18 protein-coding genes and 1 tRNA gene are annotated in these 17,401 nt (G+C 69.2%); 12 read left to right on the top strand and 7 right to left on the bottom strand.

The features are described 5' to 3' along the window. Positions 1 to 7: 7 nt before the first annotated feature. The 10 genes from AB0E69_RS13790 (at position 8) to AB0E69_RS13745 (ending at position 6,664) form a co-directional block, all read left to right on the top strand. Positions 8 to 952, top strand: a complete 945-nt coding sequence (locus AB0E69_RS13790) for a metallophosphoesterase (RefSeq protein ID WP_360143982.1) — start codon at positions 8 to 10, stop codon at positions 950 to 952. Between the two features lie 23 nt (positions 953 to 975). Next, positions 976 to 1,052: transfer RNA gene (locus tag AB0E69_RS13785), tRNA-Pro, on the top strand. A gap of 49 nt (positions 1,053 to 1,101) precedes the next feature. Beyond that, entirely contained in the window at positions 1,102 to 1,731 is a 630-nt protein-coding gene (gene lipB, locus AB0E69_RS13780; protein ID WP_360143979.1) for a lipoyl(octanoyl) transferase LipB, read from the top strand. A 9-nt stretch (positions 1,732 to 1,740) separates the two neighbouring features. Beyond that, positions 1,741 to 2,226, top strand: coding sequence for a hypothetical protein (locus AB0E69_RS13775; RefSeq protein ID WP_360143976.1), 486 nt, complete (start codon positions 1,741 to 1,743; stop codon positions 2,224 to 2,226). Beyond that, positions 2,219 to 2,917, top strand: coding sequence for a carbohydrate-binding family 9-like protein (locus AB0E69_RS13770; RefSeq protein ID WP_360143974.1), 699 nt, complete (start codon positions 2,219 to 2,221; stop codon positions 2,915 to 2,917). Before AB0E69_RS13775 ends, AB0E69_RS13770 begins: the two co-directional genes overlap by 8 nt. Positions 2,918 to 2,960: 43 nt before the next feature. Then, complete coding sequence (locus AB0E69_RS13765) at positions 2,961 to 3,893, top strand: hypothetical protein (protein ID WP_360143971.1); 933 nt, start codon at positions 2,961 to 2,963, stop codon at positions 3,891 to 3,893. Positions 3,894 to 4,005: 112 nt separating this feature from the next. Further along, entirely contained in the window at positions 4,006 to 4,764 is a 759-nt protein-coding gene (locus AB0E69_RS13760; protein ID WP_360143968.1) for a CoA transferase subunit A, read from the top strand. 2 nt (positions 4,765 to 4,766) lie between these two features. Next, positions 4,767 to 5,396, top strand: a complete 630-nt coding sequence (locus AB0E69_RS13755) for a CoA transferase subunit B (protein ID WP_360143965.1) — start codon at positions 4,767 to 4,769, stop codon at positions 5,394 to 5,396. A gap of 70 nt (positions 5,397 to 5,466) precedes the next feature. Next, the gene (locus AB0E69_RS13750) at positions 5,467 to 5,664 is read left to right on the top strand and encodes a hypothetical protein (protein ID WP_360143962.1); all 198 of its coding nucleotides are present in this window, start codon (positions 5,467 to 5,469) and stop codon (positions 5,662 to 5,664) included. A 103-nt stretch (positions 5,665 to 5,767) separates the two neighbouring features. Then, positions 5,768 to 6,664 carry a carbohydrate kinase family protein gene (locus tag AB0E69_RS13745; RefSeq protein WP_360143959.1) on the top strand — a complete coding sequence of 299 codons (897 nt, stop codon included), beginning with the start codon at positions 5,768 to 5,770 and terminating at the stop codon, positions 6,662 to 6,664. A gap of 112 nt (positions 6,665 to 6,776) precedes the next feature. Here AB0E69_RS13745 and AB0E69_RS13740 read toward each other — a convergent pair whose 3' ends face one another. Both AB0E69_RS13740 and AB0E69_RS13735 read right to left on the bottom strand, forming a co-directional pair. Then, positions 6,777 to 7,292 carry a hypothetical protein gene (locus AB0E69_RS13740; RefSeq protein WP_360143956.1) on the bottom strand — a complete coding sequence of 172 codons (516 nt, stop codon included), beginning with the start codon at positions 7,290 to 7,292 and terminating at the stop codon, positions 6,777 to 6,779. 64 nt (positions 7,293 to 7,356) lie between these two features. After that, the gene (locus AB0E69_RS13735; RefSeq protein WP_360143953.1) at positions 7,357 to 8,064 is read right to left on the bottom strand and encodes an NUDIX domain-containing protein; all 708 of its coding nucleotides are present in this window, start codon (positions 8,062 to 8,064) and stop codon (positions 7,357 to 7,359) included. Between the two features lie 81 nt (positions 8,065 to 8,145). Here AB0E69_RS13735 and AB0E69_RS13730 point away from each other — a divergent pair, with 81 nt between their 5' ends. Both AB0E69_RS13730 and AB0E69_RS13725 read left to right on the top strand, forming a co-directional pair. Then, a complete protein-coding gene (locus tag AB0E69_RS13730) occupies positions 8,146 to 9,144 on the top strand; it encodes an SPFH domain-containing protein (protein WP_360143950.1) in 999 nt (332 codons plus the stop codon). Between the two features lie 103 nt (positions 9,145 to 9,247). After that, positions 9,248 to 10,123, top strand: a complete 876-nt coding sequence (locus AB0E69_RS13725) for a hypothetical protein (RefSeq protein ID WP_360143947.1) — start codon at positions 9,248 to 9,250, stop codon at positions 10,121 to 10,123. Between the two features lies 1 nt (position 10,124). Here AB0E69_RS13725 and AB0E69_RS13720 read toward each other — a convergent pair whose 3' ends face one another. The 5 genes from AB0E69_RS13720 to AB0E69_RS13700 all read right to left on the bottom strand — a co-directional run bounded on the left by AB0E69_RS13720 (position 10,125) and on the right by AB0E69_RS13700 (position 17,400). Further along, the gene (locus AB0E69_RS13720) at positions 10,125 to 11,030 is read right to left on the bottom strand and encodes a hypothetical protein (RefSeq protein WP_360143944.1); all 906 of its coding nucleotides are present in this window, start codon (positions 11,028 to 11,030) and stop codon (positions 10,125 to 10,127) included. A gap of 76 nt (positions 11,031 to 11,106) precedes the next feature. After that, positions 11,107 to 12,243: a glycosyltransferase gene (locus AB0E69_RS13715; protein WP_360143941.1), complete on the bottom strand. Its 1,137-nt coding sequence runs from the start codon at positions 12,241 to 12,243 to the stop codon at positions 11,107 to 11,109. A gap of 12 nt (positions 12,244 to 12,255) precedes the next feature. Beyond that, a complete protein-coding gene (locus AB0E69_RS13710; protein WP_360143938.1) occupies positions 12,256 to 14,874 on the bottom strand; it encodes a glycosyltransferase in 2,619 nt (872 codons plus the stop codon). Then, positions 14,871 to 16,172 (bottom strand): nucleotide sugar dehydrogenase, encoded by a 1,302-nt coding sequence (locus AB0E69_RS13705; protein WP_360143935.1) that lies wholly within the window; start codon positions 16,170 to 16,172, stop codon positions 14,871 to 14,873. Before AB0E69_RS13705 ends, AB0E69_RS13710 begins: the two co-directional genes overlap by 4 nt. 25 nt (positions 16,173 to 16,197) lie before the next feature. Beyond that, the gene (locus tag AB0E69_RS13700) at positions 16,198 to 17,400 is read right to left on the bottom strand and encodes an acyltransferase (protein ID WP_360143933.1); all 1,203 of its coding nucleotides are present in this window, start codon (positions 17,398 to 17,400) and stop codon (positions 16,198 to 16,200) included. Between the last annotated feature and the right edge of the window lies 1 nt (position 17,401).

Here is a 17,401-nt window from a genome sequence, read left to right as displayed (position 1 = left end):
TGGAGAAATGAGCTTGCGCAGCATCGCCACCACCACGCTGAAGACCACTGCGGTCGTCGGTGCCATCGGCGCGGCCTGCGTCGCCTACGCGGCCGGTATCGAGGTGCGCTGGTACACGCTGCGCAGGGTGACCGTGCCGGTGCTCCCGGAGGGTACGGCGCCGCTCCGCGTGCTGCACCTGTCCGACCTGCACCTTTGGCCGACGCAGGAGAAGAAGATCCGCTGGGTCAACGACCTGGCCGCGCTCGAGCCGGACCTGGTCGTCAACACCGGCGACAACCTCTCCCACGAGGACTCGGTCCGCCCGCTGCTCCGTGCGTACGGCGATCTGCTCGACGTACCCGGCGTGTTCGTCTTCGGCTCCAACGACTACTGGAAGCCGCATTTCAAGAACCCGGGGAAGTACCTGCTGCCCGCGCACAAGCAGCGGCACAAGCCGCACGGCCCGGACCTCCCGTTCGAGGAGATGCGCAAGGCGTTCACCGGCGCCGGCTGGACCGACCTGAACAACGCGAAGGCGACGCTCAAGGTCAACGGCCTGCGGCTGGACTTCGCCGGCACCGACGACCCGCACATCAAGCGCGACCGGTACGACGAGGTTGCCGGTGAGATCGACCCGATGGCCGACCTGTCGATCGGCGTCACGCATGCGCCGTACCAGCGCGTGCTGAACGGTTTCGTCGGCGACGGCTACCCACTCGTGCTGGCCGGCCACACCCATGGCGGTCAGCTCGCGGTCCCGGTGTACGGCGCTCTGGTGACGAACTGCGACCTCGACACATCCCGGGTGAAGGGCCTGTCCACGTGGGGCCACAACGGCCGCCAAGCCGCTCTCCACGTGTCCGCCGGCCTCGGTACGTCCCCGTACGCCCCGGTCCGTTTCGCCTGCCGTCCGGAGGCGACGCTGCTCACGCTGGTGCCCCGGCTAAACCCGATTTCGTCCGGGCGCTGAGCCCATGTAAGCTAACGGCGATTCGGGCTGTGGCGCAGCTTGGTAGCGCGCTTCGTTCGGGACGAAGAGGTCGCAGGTTCAAATCCTGTCAGCCCGACCACCCATGAGGGCGGTGACTCCGGTCACCGCCCTCGTGCTTTGCTGGACGCGTGCAACGCGTTGATCTGGGTGAGGTCGAGTACGAGGTCGCGGCGAAGGACATGCGCGGCTGGGTCGAGGAGCGGGTCGAGGGGAAGGCCGAGGACCGGCTGTTCTTCCTGAGCCATCCGCCGGTGATCACCTACGGGCCCCGGACGGTGCTGGACGACCTGCCGGCGGAGACGGCCGGGATCCCGACGGTCGCGGTCGATCGGGGCGGGTTCGCGACCTATCACGGGCCTGGGCAGCTGGTGGGGTATCTGGTCATCGACCTGAAGCAGCGCGGGCCGGTGGACGTCGTCCGCTGGGTGGAGAACGGACTGATCGCTGCGCTCGGCACGCTCGGGTTCCCCCTGGTACGGCGGGACACGCCGAAGGGTGCCAGCAGCCTGGTCGGGGTATGGACCGCGGACGGGCGGAAGCTGTGCTCGATCGGGATGCGGATCCGGCGCGGCGTCACCAGTCACGGGTTCTCGGTGAACGTCGACCCGGAGATGGGGATCTTTCACACGTTCACGAGTTGCGGCCTGCATGACGTGACGATGGTGTCGCTGCGGGAGCTCGCCGCGGAGTACGGCGTACCTGCTCCGACCGACGCGCAGGTGCGGGACGCGATCGCGAAGTCGCTGGGAGCCCGATAGCCTGCGGCAATGAGTCAGGGTCAGGACGACGATCGGATGCCGGACGATCTGGAGGCCGTCCTGGAGGCCGCCGACGAGGAAGAGGCCGCGGAGCGCCCGGGGCGGTACGACGCCCCGCCGTTGCCGCCGCTGCTGATCCTCGCCGTGGTCGGCCTGCTCTGCGGGTTCGCCGCCGTCGCGCTGGTCTGGCTGAGTGAGCGCAGCTGCGACCGGTTCCGCGACACCACGAACTGCGGCGCGCTCGGCCTTCCGTTGCTGGTGGTCATCATCGTGGTCACGATCGTCCTCGGCGCGCTCGCGCTGGGCCGGCTCGCGATGCCGCACCCGAAGCTGGTCCCGTTCCTCGGGATCGCGTTCATGGCCGCGGTCGTGCTCGCCTTCCTGACCGGTCACCTGGACTCGCCCTGGATCCTGGCCGTGGTCCCGGCGCTGACCGCCCTCACCTTCCTGCTCGCCAACCTCGTCGCCCGACTGCTGGAGCGTGCCGATGCCTGACCTGCCCGTCTACGAGTGCCCGCGAACCGCCACCGCCCCGAACCTCGACGGCACCCTGACCGACCCGGCCTGGGCGGCGGCGCCCTGGACGAGCGACTTCGTCCCGATCGCCGACGGCCCCACGCCGCGGTTCCGGACCCGGGCGAAGCTGATGTACGACGACGAGTACCTCTACCTCGGCGCGCTGCTCGAGGAGCCGCACGTCTGGGCCACGATGACCGAGCACAACAGCAAGCTGTTCCACGAGAACAACTTCGAGCTGTTCCTCGACCCGGACGGCGACGGGCAGAACTACTACGAGTTCGAGATCAACCCGCTCGGCACGATCTGGGAGCTGACCCTGCCCAAGCCGTACGTCGACGGCGGCGTACCGGTCGACCCGACCAACCTGCCCGGCCTGCGGACCGCGATCCACGTCGACGGCACGGTCAACGACCCGGCCGACACGGACACCGGCTGGTCGGTGGAGCTCGCCGTACCGTGGGCCGACCTGGCCGCCTACAACGAGGACCGGGCGGCCCCGCCCGCGCCGGGTGACGAGTGGCGGATGAACCTGATGCGGTGCGAGTGGCCGCACGAGGTGGTCGACGGCGCCTACGTCAAGGGCGAGGAGATCGAGTTCTGGGTCTGGTCGCCGCAGTACGTCGAGGACATGCACCGTCCGGACCGCTGGGGCGTCCTGCGTTTCTGACCCGGTGATCCAGCTGTAACAGTCGCGAGCAACAATGAGGCACGTGAACTTGGGGGGATCGGACGACCTGCACAGCCTGGAGGCTGAGCAGGTCGTGCGTGCGATCGAGCGGGCGTGCGAGAGCGACCTGCGGACCGCATTGCGGCTCGTCGCGCGCTACTCGGCGTACTGGTGGTCTCGCGGGCTCCAGGACGAGGCTGCGGCGGCGGCTGAGCGCGTGCTGAGCATGCTCGGCCGGACCGTTCCCGTCGGGCTCGACGAGGAGTACCTGCTCGCGGTCATCCACGGTGCCGCGTCGGCGGAGCAGGAGCAGGTCGAGCTGGCCCAGCAGATCGTGCTGACCACCACCGGCCCGTTCCGGTACTCCGTGACCGTCCTGCTTTGGTCACTCGTCTTCGGCCCCTTCGAACCAGCCGAGGTGGTCGAGGAGGTGCTCGAGCGGAACGAGGCCGGTGACGCGTGGACACGGGCAGCCGTTGAGCTGTGCCGTGGCTACCCCGGGCTCACGTCAGCTGCACCGGCCGACGCGGCAGACGCCCTACGTACGGCGCTGGGCCGCTTCCGGATGCTGGAGGACCGCTGGGGCATGTTCCTGGCCGTCACGGCGCTCCGGTACGTAGTGGACGAGCCGCTGGACCTCACGACCGAGGCGCTCGAGTTGGCCGAGGAGCTGTGCCTGGCGGAGGAGACAGGGATCCTCCTGTGCGAGCGGGGCGACCAGTACCGCGCGCTGGGCAAGCTGGAGGACGCTCACAACGACTACCTGCAGGCCCTGTCCATCGGCGAGGCCGCTGAGCTCCCTGAGACGGTAGCGGCCGCTCGGATCGGTCTGGCGCGCACCGCACGCGGCTCTGGCAAGCACTCCACGGCCCGGCTGCACCTGTCCGTCGTACTGGCGCTCCCTGACCTCGAGGACGCCCACTTCGAGGCACTGCACGAGCTGTCGGCGCTGAACGCCTCCGAAGCGAGCGCGTAGGACGGGACCACACCACGCTGTGGTCCCGCCCACATCGCGAGACACCGATCGGCTGGTTAGAGTCGGGAGCGACCTGGCTTCCGGCCTGATCAACTCTGCAACGGAGCAGCTGATGGACAAGACGTACGCGTCGCCGCAGGATGCGGTGGCGGACATCGAGGACGGTGCGAGCCTCGCCGTCGGGGGCTTCGGGTTGTGCGGCAACCCGATGCAGCTGATCAGCGCGCTGCACGACAAGGGCGTCACCGGCCTCCGCGTGGTGTCGAACAACTGCGGCGTCGACGACTGGGGTCTGGGCATCCTTCTCGCCGACAGGCGGATCGCCAAGATGACCTCGTCGTACGTCGGGGAGAACAAGGAGTTCGCCCGGCAGTTCCTGTCCGGTGAGCTCGAGGTCGAGCTGACCCCGCAGGGCACGCTGGCCGAGAAGCTGCGGGCCGGCGGCTGCGGGATCGCCGCCTTCTACACCCTGGCCGGCGTCGGGACCCAGGTCGCGGACGGCGGGCTGCCGCAGAAGTACAACCCGGACGGCTCGGTCGCGAAGGCGTCCGCGGCCAAGGAGACCCGGGAGATCGGCGGCACGACGTACGTGCTGGAGGAGTCGATCACCACCGACTTCGGGCTGGTACACGCGCTCAAGGGCGACACCCACGGCAACCTGGTCTTCGACCGGAGCGCCCGGAACTTCAACCCGCTCGCGGCGATGGCCGGCCGGGTCACGATCGCCACCGTCGAGGAGCTGGTCCAGCCGGGCGAGCTGGACCCGGACTCGATCCACCTGCCCGGCGTGTACGTCCAGCGGGTCGTTGCTGTTGGCAAGGATATTGAGAAGCGGATCGAGAAGCGCACCGTCCAGCCGAAGGAGGCCTGAGCATGCCACTCACCCGTGAGCAGATGGCCGCCCGGGCCGCCGCCGAGCTCGAGGACGGCCAGTACGTGAACCTCGGGATCGGCCTGCCGACGATGGTGCCGAACTACATCCCGGACGGCGTCACGGTGGTCCTGCAGTCCGAGAACGGGATCCTCGGCGTCGGGCCGTACCCGGTCGAGGGCGCGGAGGACCCGGACCTGATCAACGCCGGCAAGGAGACCGTCACCACTTTGCCGGGGGCATCGTTCTTCGACTCGTCGCTGTCTTTCGGGATGATCCGCGGCGGGGCGATCGACGCGGCCATCCTGGGCGCGATGCAGGTCTCGGCCAAGGGCGACCTGTCCAACTGGATGATCCCCGGCAAGATGGTCAAGGGCATGGGCGGGGCGATGGACCTCGTGCACGGTGCCAAGAAGGTGATCGTGCTGATGGAGCACGTCGCCAAGGACGGCTCGCACAAGATCCTCGAGGAGTGCGACCTGCCGTACACCGGGCGCGGGGTGGTCGACCGGATCATCACCGATCTCGCCGTCCTCGACGTGACCGAGGACGGGCTGCGGCTGGTCGAACTGGCCGACGGAGTCACGTTCGACCAGTTGCAGGCGAAGACCGGGGCTTTGATCAAACAGTAGTCATCGCCGGGCGTGAACATCATCAGATCTGTGGACGCGCCGGACCGGTCGGTCCGGCGACGCTCGGATCATGGTGGATTACGCCGCGCACGCGATGCGCAATCAGGCCGGGCACTGCTGCCCGAGGGTGGTCACGGACGGGCCGTACGCCGAGTCCAAGGAGTACTGCCTCAGCGTGCCGGACGACGAACGTCGTCTCCGGCAGCGCCCGCCGCCGGAGCGCGGGGGGAAGCTGGTGGTCGACGAAGTGCGCGCTGAGAGCGCGTAGGACCTGACCGGCGTCCGCCGTACCGACGGGGTTGCCGGCAAGTCCTCGTTCAGCTCCCGGAGGACATCTGTATTACCTGCCGAAAGTCGGGTATACGGGACGGGTGGAGCTGGATGTGCTGGTGGTGGGCGGAGTAGGCATCGACACGATCGCGCGGGTGCCGGGCCTGCCGTTGCCCTCGGGCGCGGAGACGATCCCGGTGCCGCCGGTCGAGTCGTACCTCGGCCACACCGGGCACGGCGTCGCGCTCGGCTGCCACCTGCTCGGCCTGCGCGCCGGCCTGGTCGACGTGATCGGGACCGATCCGGAGGGGGACCGCATCCGGCGGACGTACGGCGAGCTCGGGCTGCCGCTGCGCGTCGTACGGCACCCCAGCGGCACCCGGCGGTCGGTCAACCTGGTCGCGCCGGACGGCAGCCGCCTCTCGCTGTACGACGCCCGCCACCCGCCCGGGCTGCGCGTCGACCCGGACCTCTGGCGGACGAACCTGCGACAGACCGAACATGTGCACGTTTCGATCATGGACTTCGCCCGGCACGCGCTCGGTGATGCGATCGCGGCCGATCGTTCGATCTCCACCGATCTGCACGACTGGGACGGCCGGAACGACTACCACAAGGACTTCGCGACGGCCTCCGACATCGTCTTCGTCTCCACCAGCGCGCTCCCGCCGGACGCCGTCGACTGGATCTTCGCGAACGGCCGCGCCGACGTGGTCGTCGCGATGGCCGGCGCCGACGGCAGCTACCTCCACGTCCGCAACCAGCCCGCCCGCCACATCCCCGCGATCACCTTCCCCGACCGCCCGGTAGTAGACACCAACGGCGCCGGCGACGCCTACGTAGCCGCCTTCCTGGCCCGCTACCTGGACGGCGTCAACTGGTACGACGCCGCCCTAGCCGGCACCATCGCCGGCGCCTGGTCCTGCACCTCCCCCGGCACCCACACAAACCTCATCACCGCCGAACAACTAGCCCTCCAAACCCGCAAGCACCTGTGACCGCGGGGTGCGAACACCAGGGCGTGTAGACTCGTGTACAGCTCGGGGCAGTAGCCCTTGGGAAGTGAACCCGGCAGTCATCCGGACGGTTGGCGAGCCGGGTTTCGCGCGTCTAGACCCGGATGAGAGTTGAGTACGACGCCACCAGGTTGCGCCACTCGCCGCCTTTGACCCATGACCAGGCCACGGCGTCCGGGACCCAGAGCAGCGGGTCATCGTGAGCGGCGAGCAACTGGTACTGCAAGCTCTCTGAGCACCCGTGCATGCGCGCCGCGTGGAACAGAACCTGCTTGTCGAACGTCGTCGTACTCTCGTCCCGCTCAACAACCAACCGCTCGGCCGATCCCGCGATGTCACCCACCACGGCGTCCAGGCACGCCTTGCGGCCCGCAGCATCGTTCCTGTCCGCCTGGTAGAGGCGAACACCGAGGCCGAACTCGGTGATCACCCCGAGAATCTTCCGCCGCCTCGCCGGAGACTCCTTGGTGAAATGGATCCGCCGCTCACGAGGCATCAGCAGACTGGCCATTGTTCGCCGGTGAGCGTTGACCTCCGATGCGTCGCAGGTCGTCGCCGCCATGAGCAGGCCTCTGGCCTTGCTCTCGTCGACGAACACATGCGCAGGCATGGGGAGCACTGTAGAGGTCTTCCCCGACAGGCCCAATTCTCATCCACACAAGGTGTTCCGGAGGTCAGGTGCGGGTCATTGGGGGGTGGAGGGTGGTGGCGGTGCCGCGGTGGAAGAGTTGGGCGGGGCGGCCGCCGTCGCGGGTGGTGGTTTGGCCGGTGGGGGTGACGAAGTTGGTGGTCTTGGTGACTTTTCGGTGGAAGTTGCGGGGGTCGAGGGGGGTGCCCCAGACGGCCTCGTAGACGCCGCGGAGCTCGGAGATGGTGAAGGCGTCGGGGCAGAAGGCTGTTGCGAGGGGTGAGTACTCGAGTTTGGCGCGGGCTCGCTCGACGGCGTCGGTGAGGATGCGGTGGTGGTCGAAGGCGAGCCGCGCGGGATCGGCCAGCACGTCGCTCACCTCGACCCAGCTCGCGGCGGCGGCGTCCGAGCCGGCGACCGGTGCGGGGAGGTCGGGGACGAGCGCCAAGTAGGCCACGCTGACCACTCGTCCGCGCGGGTCGCGGTCGGGAGCGCCGTACGTCGCCACCTGCTCGAGATGGATCCGCCCGCCCTGCTCGCCGGGTAGACGCTCGCCGGTCAAGCCGGTTTCCTCGGCGAGTTCGCGGCGGGCGGTTGTCTCGAGGTCCTCGCCTGGGCGGACGAAGCCGCCCGGGAGCGCCCAGCGGTGCTGGTACGGCGGGATGCCGCGGCGGATCAGCAGCACCTCGAAGCGGCCGTCGCGAACGGTCAGGATGACCAAATCGGTCGCCAGGCCAACCGGCTCGTAGTCCATGCGACCGATTCTAATCGTCACCTTGACGAGAAGTCTGCATCGGGCTTATCGTCAAAGTGACGACAAAGAGGAGAGTACGAGATGGCAGACATCACCCGGTTCCGGTTCATCAGTCACCTGCGGGCGAATCCGACGACCCACGTACGGCACCTGCGCAACGGCAAGGTCGCGCACGACGGCGCGGGCCAGGCGTTCTGGTTCCGGGCGCTGAACTCGTCGCTGAGCGAGATCCCGGTCGACGACCGCGAGCAGCCGCTGCTGTTCCACGGGCGGACGCAGGACTTCCAGGACGTGGCTGTGCAGGCGACCGTGACGTACCGCGTGACGGATCCGGCGCTGGCGTCCAGCCGGCTGGACTTCGGGATCGACCCGGACACCGGGTTGTGGCGCTCGACGCCGCTGGAGCAGCTAGGTGGATTACTGACCGAGCTGGCTCAGCAGACCGCACTGGATCTGCTCGCTCGGATGACGCTGACGGAGGCGCTGTCCGAGGGCATGACGGCTCTGCGGCAGGCGGTCGGCACCGGCCTGCGCGAGGACCAGCGGCTGACCGGGCTCGGTATCGGGGTCGAGGACGTGCGAGTGGTCGCGGTCCGGGCCGAGCGGGACGTCGAGAAGGCGCTGCAGACTCCCACCCGCGAGATGGTGCAGCAGGCCGCGGACAAGGCGACGTACGAACGTCGCGCGATTGCGGTCGAACGTGAACGTTCGATCGCGGAGAACGAACTGCAGAACCAGATCGAGCTCGCCCGCCGCGAGGAGCAGCTGGTCAACCAGCGCGGCCAGAACGAACGCCGCCGCGCGACCGAGGCCGCCGCGGCGGGATCGATCGAAACCCAGGCCGCGGCCGCCCGTCAACGCTCTCTGGCCGAAGCAGAGGCCGACGCCAAGCGCGTCATCGGCGCCGCGGAAGCCGTCACCGAGAAGGCGCTCCTGGAGGCCTACGCCGACCTGGACCAGGGCATGATCCTGGCCTTGGCCATCAAGCAAGGTGCCCTGCCGGAGATCGGCACCCTCAACCTGACCCCAGACTTGCTGACCCCGCTCCTCACCAAGCTCACCTCAGGAGACCCAGCATGACCCGCCGCCGAGCGGCGAAGGTGCCGAACAGGAGAAGGGCCGCACGGCGCAAGGTAAGCGGGTGCCGGGTGCGGTGCGGTGGGTGGACGGCGAGGGTACTCCCGTGAGTCTTCCGCCGCGGGCGGTGATCGTGCACCGGGCTACCGAGTTGACCGAGCTCGTCGCGCGGCACGGGACGCGGCAGCAGGCAGGGTTCTTCCTGGCGGGGCGAGGGCGGGATCTCGCCGAGCTGGACGAGCGGCACCAGGCACAGCAGGAGGCGTTGGCGACGGTGTCGGCGGCCATCCCGCTGGACTGGCGTCGAGCCGTTGCCGAGCGCAACGATCTCGATCGATTCGGTTTCGGGCCGGAGGACGTGGTGATTGCCGTCGGCCAGGACGGGCTGGTGGCCAACGTGGCGAAGTACCTCGACGGGCAGCGGGTGATCGGGATCAATCCCGAGCCGGCGCGCAACCCCGGCGTACTCGTCCCGCACGAGCCCGACGCGATCGCCGACCTGCTCACCGCCCAGACCGTCACCGAGCGGACGATGGTTGCCGCGAGCACCGATGACGGCCAGCACCTGATCGCTCTGAACGAGGTGTACGTCGGCCACCACTCGCACCAGTCGGCGCGCTACAAGCTGAGCACACCCGACGGCCTTCCCGAGCGGCAGTCCTCGTCCGGGATCCTGGTCGGCACGGGCACCGGCTCGACCGGTTGGTGCCGGTCGGCGTGGCAGGAGCGGCGGAGCCCGCTCGCACTCCCCTCGCCCACCGACCCGATGCTCTGCTGGTTCGTCCGTGAGGCCTGGCCGTCACCCGCGACCGGCACCAGCCTCACCGAGGGCCTGCTCAAGTCTCCCGACACCCTCACCGTCACCGCCGAGTCCGACCTGGTCATCTTCGGTGACGGCATGGAGTCCGACACCATCACCCTCACCTGGGGGCAACGAGCAGAGCTCGGGATCTCCCCGGTGAAGTTGCACCTGGTCGTCTGAGTCAGCCGCCGTTCAACGGGTCGTACGCCGGCGCGAACCGGAAGTACGGCCAGACGCTGAAGTCCATCGGCACCTTGCCCAGGCTCTTGATCACGGTCTTCGCGCCGGCCGCGTGACCGACGGCGTACAGGTAACCCGTGTGCGTGTCGTCGTCGATCCCGAGCAGGATCGAGCCCGTCCGGCCGCACGGCGCCGCGATCAGCCGCTCGAAGATCTGCCAGCTCGACGTACGCACCGGCGTCAGCACCGGCTTCAGCGGCACGCTGGTCGGGATCTTGACCGTGTACAGCTGCCCGGACCGGTTGTTCGCCAGGAACAGGTCGTACGTCGGCGTCGCCGCGATCAGCGCGAACGACTTGATCGAGCTCATCCCGGTGACGTATCCGGTGTTCCGGATCCCCCGGCCGACATCGGTCCAGCGCCCGAACTTCCCGTACATGTCCTGGTCGTACAGCATCGTCCGGGTCGGCTTGCTGGTCGCGGACGCCTTGTACTGCGACTGAATCAGGAACCGCCCGCCCCAGCCGTTGCCGATCCGGGTGAACGTGGGCTTGCCGATCATCTTGCCGGTCGAGTCGACAGTGACCGTGCTCTGCATCAAGTAGCCGGAGCCCCACACCACCTTGCCCGTACGAGTCGTCCGGCCGGAACCGGCCGGCGTCGCTGTGAACGTGGTCGGCTGACCGACGTCGTACGGCGGCGTGTAGATGTTCGGCGTCTTGATCGGGGCGCTCACGCTCGGCGGCGCGGTCGCGGAGATGACCCGGCTCTCCTGTCCCCACTCCTGGGTCAAGGAGCCGAGCCCGAGCGCACAGGCGGCGGTCACCGCGGACTGTGAGCTCGGCGCGGCCTGCGCCGGCAGGAGCGCCGTACCCAGGCTCAGTGCCAGTCCCACTGCAGCGGCCATCCGTCGCTTCATGGTCCCCGGTCCCCTCTGTCGGCTTCACAGATCTTGATACCAGCCGGGTACCGAAAGTTGCGGGTTAGCCGGCCAGCTCAGCGTAGGCGGCGAGCAGGGTGGCTGAGTCCGTCTCCCAGTTCAGCTCGGCGGCTGCGGTGCGGACGCCGTCCGTGTAGGTCGAGTAGTTTTCGATCAGGTCGCGGACCGCGGCGGCGAGGGACTTGGGGTTGCCGGGCTCGTAGAGAGTGCCGAGTTTGTGGCTGGTGACGACGGCGTGGAGCTCGGGGAGGTCCGCAGCAACGACAGGGACGCCGGCGCGGACGGCGTGGAAGAGTTTGTTGGGGAGCGCCAGGCGGTGGTTCTCGCAGGTGTTGGTGAGGGTCACCAGCGAGATGCCGTACCGGCGGAGGGTGTCGTCGACCTCGTCGATCGAGCGTTCGGGGACGGTTTCAACCGGGCCGAGGTCCAGGCGGTAGTTCGGGTCTACCGAGCCCATCAACACGGTCCGGAAGGGAGCCAACTGACGAGCAGCGGCGACCACCGTCGAGAGGTCGCGCCCGGCGCCTATCCGCCCGGCGTACAGCAGACCCTCAGGACGATCGGGTGCGGCGGGGACCGAAGCGCGCGGGAAGGTGTTGCGGACAACGCGCACATCCGCCAGCCCACGAGACCGTAGGCGGTCCGCGATGCCGTCGGAGACTGTGATCACGAAGCGGGCCTTCGAAGCCAGCGTGACCTCGTACCGGCGACCACGAGCTCGCCACAGCGGCGTCGGCCGCCCCGGCAGCGCGCGGTCGAACCACAGCTCATGGGTGTCATACACCAACGCAGCCGACCACTTCTCTGCAAACGAGGCGGCCAGCTCGAGCGTGTTGAAGTCGTGCGCGTGCACGACATCGAACGGACCGGCCGCGGCCACCCGAGGCGCCGCGGCCGTCCGCCAGTGCTTCTCGGTGCGATTGCGGTGCTCGGGCAGCAACAACCAGCGTCCGAACCGCTGGACCAGCACCTTCGGCCCGCTGCGGCCGTGTCCCACCGCAAGTCCACCGGAGCGGAGACCCGATGAGCGGGAGACCGACTCCACCGTGACGCCCGGCCCGACCTCGAAGCCGTCCGGAACATCCCGGCCGATCACATGCAGCTCGTGACCGGCCGCGGCGAGCGCCGTCGCCTCCCGCAGGATCCGCGAGTCCCCGGCGATCGGGGACTGCGCGATCATCAGAATCCGCACTTACTCGCCGCGCCCCTCGAGCTCGTTGTTCAAGAAGGGCAGCAGTACGTCGACGGACGCCCGCCCGTCGTGCAGCTCGCGCACGTACGACGGTCCCGCGTCGGCGATCTTCCGCGCCGTGTCGCGCTCGGCGACCAACCGCTCGATCACCTCGGACAGGTCGTCCGGGGTCGCCTCCGCGATCGGCAGGTCGGTCGGCAGCAGGTCCCGGACCGGGTCCGCGATGTGTCCGACCGTGACGCGGCCGGCCGCCATCGCCTCGCAGGCGAAGACGCCGTACGAACCGAGCAGCAGCTGGTCGACCACGATGTCCGCGCTGCGCACCATCTCGGCGAGCTCCGCGTGCGGCACCCCCTGCACCCGCTGGTACTCGATCAGCCCCCGCGCGTCCAGATCGGTCAGCACCGGGTCGACGTACGCCGAGCCCTTGAGCGCGCTGGCCGACGGGGCGTGCAGCACCACCGGCACCTCCCGCTCCAGCACCGGCTGGCTCGACTGGAACTCCGCCGCGTCGACCGTCAGCGGCAGCCAGATCCCGTCCTCGACGAACTCGAGCAGGTCCGGCGTGGTGACGAAGACCGGACCCTCGTACCCCTCGAGGTGCCGGCGCATCAGGTCGTTCGCCGCCTGCAGCCGTGTGGTGAGCTCGTCGTCCGGGTTCCGGAACGGCGACCAGCGGTAGTTCGCCCGGTGCAGCGCAGGATCGCGGATCTCCGACCCGTGGAAGACCAGGCCGTGCTTGATCCCGGCCTGCTCCAGCATCGGTACGTCGGTCGTCCACATCTGCCCGCGCTGCTGCCCGAACATCGGCCGCCCGGCCTCGAACAGCACGTGGGTGACCTCGCGCAGCACGTACGCCGTGAGCTCCAGCTGCCACCGCAGGTCCGACCGGTACTGCCGGTAGGTCCCGGTGCGGTGCACCCGGAAGTCGAACGCGCCACTGCCCGTGGTCAGCGACTCGGCCTTGACGTCCGGTACCTCACGCTCGAGCGCCGTCGCCCACAGCCACGCCTGACCGGCGCTGTTGACCGGTCCGAGCAGCAGGTGCCGCCCGGTCCTGGCCGACCGGCCGCCCGGCGTGACGATCTCCAGCTGACGACCGGTCAGCTCGCCGTACAGCTCGCGCAGCTTGGTCGCCTGCCCGGCCCAGGACACCTCTTGCTGGTAGCCGGGGTCGGCCACCCGCTCGCGGTAGTTGTCCAGGTCGCCGAGCACCATCCGCACCTTCGCGGCCAGGCTGTGCGCGTCCGCCGCGGTGAAGACCTCGCCGATCCGGGTCTTCTCGACGAACTCCTTCATGCTCGGCATGTCGCTGACCACCACCGGCAGCCCGGCGAAGGCGTACTCGAACAGCTTGTTCGGCAGCGCCATCTCGTGGCTCGGGTAGCGCAGGATCGGGATCAGGCCGACGTCCGCGGTCCGCAGGAACGCGACCACCTCGTCCGGCTTCACCGGGTCGAGGGTGTGGAACCGGTCCTGCACCTCGAGCGCCACGGCCTGCGCCTGCAGCTCCCGGACCGCGTCCGTCGCCACACCGGGCACGCAGACAACCGCCAGGTGCACGTCCGGCAGGTCGACGAGCGCCTGGACCGCGGTCTGGATGCCACGCGCCCGGGTCACGCCGCCGCCGTACACCATCAGCGGTACGTCGGAGGCGAGGCCGAGCTCGCTGCGAATGTCGGACACCTCGACCGACACGTCAGCGGGGTTCGGCGTGTTCATCACCACGGTCGGCAGTTGCTTCAGCCCGTGCTCACGCTTCAGCCGACTGGCGATCGCCGGGCTGACGGTGATCACCCGGTCCGCGTCGCCGATGTACTCCGCCTCGTGGTTGGCCCACGCCGCGATCGAGCGCCGGGTGCGGGCGCCGTACCTGGACAGGCCGGCGACGTACTCGTGCGCGTCGTACACGACCTTGAGGTCCCGGCCGCGCAGCTTGGCCCGGCCGGCGGCGCGGGTCGCGACGCCGATCACGTGCATGTCGTGCGCGTGCACGACGTCCGGCTCGAGCCGGTCGATCAGGTCACCGAAGGCGATCTCCAGGTCCAGCGCCTCGGGGTGCAGCTTGCGCCACGGCGCCGGCCAGCCCAGCCGGTGGATGACGCCGTCGTACGCGCGCCAGCCGAACTTGAACGGGATGTCGGCCTTGTTGCCGACCCCCTTGCGCACCCAGGAGGCGCGCTTCGCGGCCTGCCAGCGGGCGCGGCGGAGCAGCCGGGTGGCGACGCCGGCCTTGAACTTGAGCGGATTGCCCTGACCGCCCTTGGCGCGCGCGATCGCGTGCCCGGAGTCGGCCTTGAGTTCCTTGAGCTCGGCCTGGATCCGCTGACTGCGGGCCACGTAGGTCGAGCGGTACTTGTACCCCACCAGCGGCGGCCGCCAGTCGCGGCGTGCCGTCCGGCTTCGTTTCCGTTCCTCACGCAGTGCGAAGGGCACCGCCACCCGGACGATCAGCGCACCGTCGAGCATTTCTCTCGACGGCAGGCCGCTGGCCGAGACCCCGAGCACAGTGACCTCTGCTCCGGTCTCGGCCAGTGCTGCGGCCTCTTTGCGGACCCTACTGTCGTTGGTGACGTCGTTGGCGACCATCATCACGACCCGCAGGTCGGCATTTGTCACTGGCTGACCGACCTTCCGATCACGATCCGCCGGACACCCGCCCAGCGAGCCGGGTCGGTCCGGTCACGACCGTCGACGAGCACCTGCACACCCGGCAGCTCCGCCGGGGTCAGCTGGGCGTACTCCGCGTGGTCGGCCTGCAGCACGGCCGCGTCCACCGGCGAGCCCAGCGCGTACGGCGTGAAGCCGAGCCCCTGGAGCTCCTCGTCGGTGTACATCGGGTCGTGCACGAAGACCTCCGCGCCGCGAGACTTCAGCGCCTCCACGGCCGGGAACACCCCGGAGAACGCGGTCTCCTTGACCCCACCACGGTACGACGCCCCGAGCACGACCACCTTCGCGCCCTTGAGGTCGCCGTACGCGCCCTCGAGCAGACCGATGGTGTAGTCCGGCATGCCGGCGTTGGCCTCGCGGGCCGCGCGGACGACGGTGGCGCCCGGGTCGGTGTACAGGTACAGCCGCGGGTAGACCGGGATGCAGTGCCCGCCGACCGCGATACCGGGCCGGTGGATGTGGCTGTACGGCTGCGAGTTCGACGCCTCGATGACGGCGTGCACGTCGATGCCGTTCTGGCCGGCGAACCGGGCGAACTGGTTCGCCAGGCCGATGTTCACGTCGCGGTAGGTGGTCTCCGCCAGCTTCGCCAGCTCGGCCGCCTCGGCCGACCCCAGGTCCCAGACGCCGTTCGCGCGGGCCAGGTCCGGGCGCTCGTCGAAGTCCAGCACGGCCTCGTAGAACGCGGTGGCGCGCTTGGCGCCCTCCTCGGACAGGCCGCCGACCAGCTTCGGGTACTTGCGCAGGTCCGCGAAGACGCGGCCGGTGAGCACCCGCTCCGGCGAGAACACCAGGTGGAAGTCGGTGCCCTCGGTCAGGCCGGAGATCTCCTCCAGCATCGGCTTCCACCGGTTGCGGGTGGTGCCGACCGGCAGGGTGGTCTCGTAGCTGACCAGCGTGCCCGGGCTGAGGTGCTCGGCCAGCGAGCGGGTCGCGCTCTCCATCCAGCCGAACTCAGGCTGCCCGGTGTTCTGGTCCACGAACAGCGGCACGACGACGACCACGGCGTCGCTGCCGGGGATGGCGTCCGCGTAGTCCGTGGTCGCCCGCAGGCGGCCGTCGGCCACGGTCTCGGACAGCAGCTCCTGCAGGTGGGCCTCACCCGGGAACGGCTCCTGACCGGCGTTCACCAGCTCGACGAGCTTCTCGTTGACGTCGACACCGACGACCTGATGACCCTTGGCCGCGAACTGGACCGCCAACGGCAGGCCGATCTTGCCTAAGGCAACAACACTGACACGCACAGGAACTCCACTAGGTAGTGATTCTTCATCGGGGGCCTCGGAGCTTCCGTTCCAGCGGGTGCTCGACGAACTTGTAGAGCAGCCACGAGGCGAAGATCGAGATGACCAGGACGCCGGCGTACCAGGTCAGGTTGGACCAGCCGATCGGGCCGGCGATGCCGTGGTACTCCTTGATCGCGTACAGGATGGTCGCGTGGACCAGGTAGAACGCGTACGACCACTGGCCCAGCGCGACCAGCGGCTTGCTGCGCAGTACCGACCGGCCACCGCGGACGTCGCGGGCCGCGACCGCCAGGATCAGGAAGCCGTACAGCAGCGTGAGGATCTCCTTCTGGCACAGGCCCATGGTGACCGCGCCCGGGAAGTTCGCGGGGTGCGAACCGGAGTACCAGAGCACGTACAGGCCGCCGCCGGTGACCAGGAACGCGAACCAGACCGGGATCCGCGGCTTCCAGCCGGACCGCAGCGCGATCGCCAGGCCGATCCCGAACAGGAACGCGACCGAGTGCAGCACCGGTTGCGGCAGCACGGGTACGTCGGCCTTGTAGTGGAACAGCGCCAGCCGGTACGCACCGCCGAGCACGATCACCGACACGCAGAGGATCAGGCCGCCGGCCGTCTTCAGCCGCTGCGTGGCCCGCCAGACGAACGGGAAGTACGCGTAGAAGAACGCCTCGACCGACAGCGTCCAGCCCGCCGGGTTACCGCCGTACAGGATGGTCGGGTTGTTCGACCAGCCGTGCAGCAGCAACGCCGAGAGCACCAGCACGGTGATCGAGATCGGCTTGATCCAGGACATCCCGGCCGGCGGGTCGACCCGGTAGAAGACGAAGAACGCCGCCACCAGGGTGAGGAAGTACAGCGGGAAGATCCGGGCGAACCGGCGCCGGTAGAAGGTCCGGATCTTGGTGCCCGGCTGGGCCGACCAGGTGAGCACGAAGCCGGAGAGCACGAAGAAGAACGTGACGCCGGAGGTGCCGTACTTCAGGAAGTCGAAGATCGGCAGCGGCGCCAGGTTCGTCATGTGGTGGCAGAACACGAAGAAGGCCGCCCACCAACGCAGACCGGTGAGCGACTCGACTCGTGGCAACCTCTTGCTGGGGGAGCTCGGCGGTGCGCCGGACTCCCCCGGGAAGGCACTGACCGGCGCGCCGGGCGGCGGGGTCGCCGCATCAGCCGCCGGGGCGTCCGGCGACTGCGTCTGGTTCTCTTCGGCGGCCTTCGTCATG

Source organism: Kribbella sp. NPDC026611 (assembly GCF_040638345.1).
Classification (GTDB): Bacteria; Actinomycetota; Actinomycetes; order Propionibacteriales; family Kribbellaceae; genus Kribbella.
This window is presented reverse-complemented; position numbering and strand designations above follow the sequence as displayed.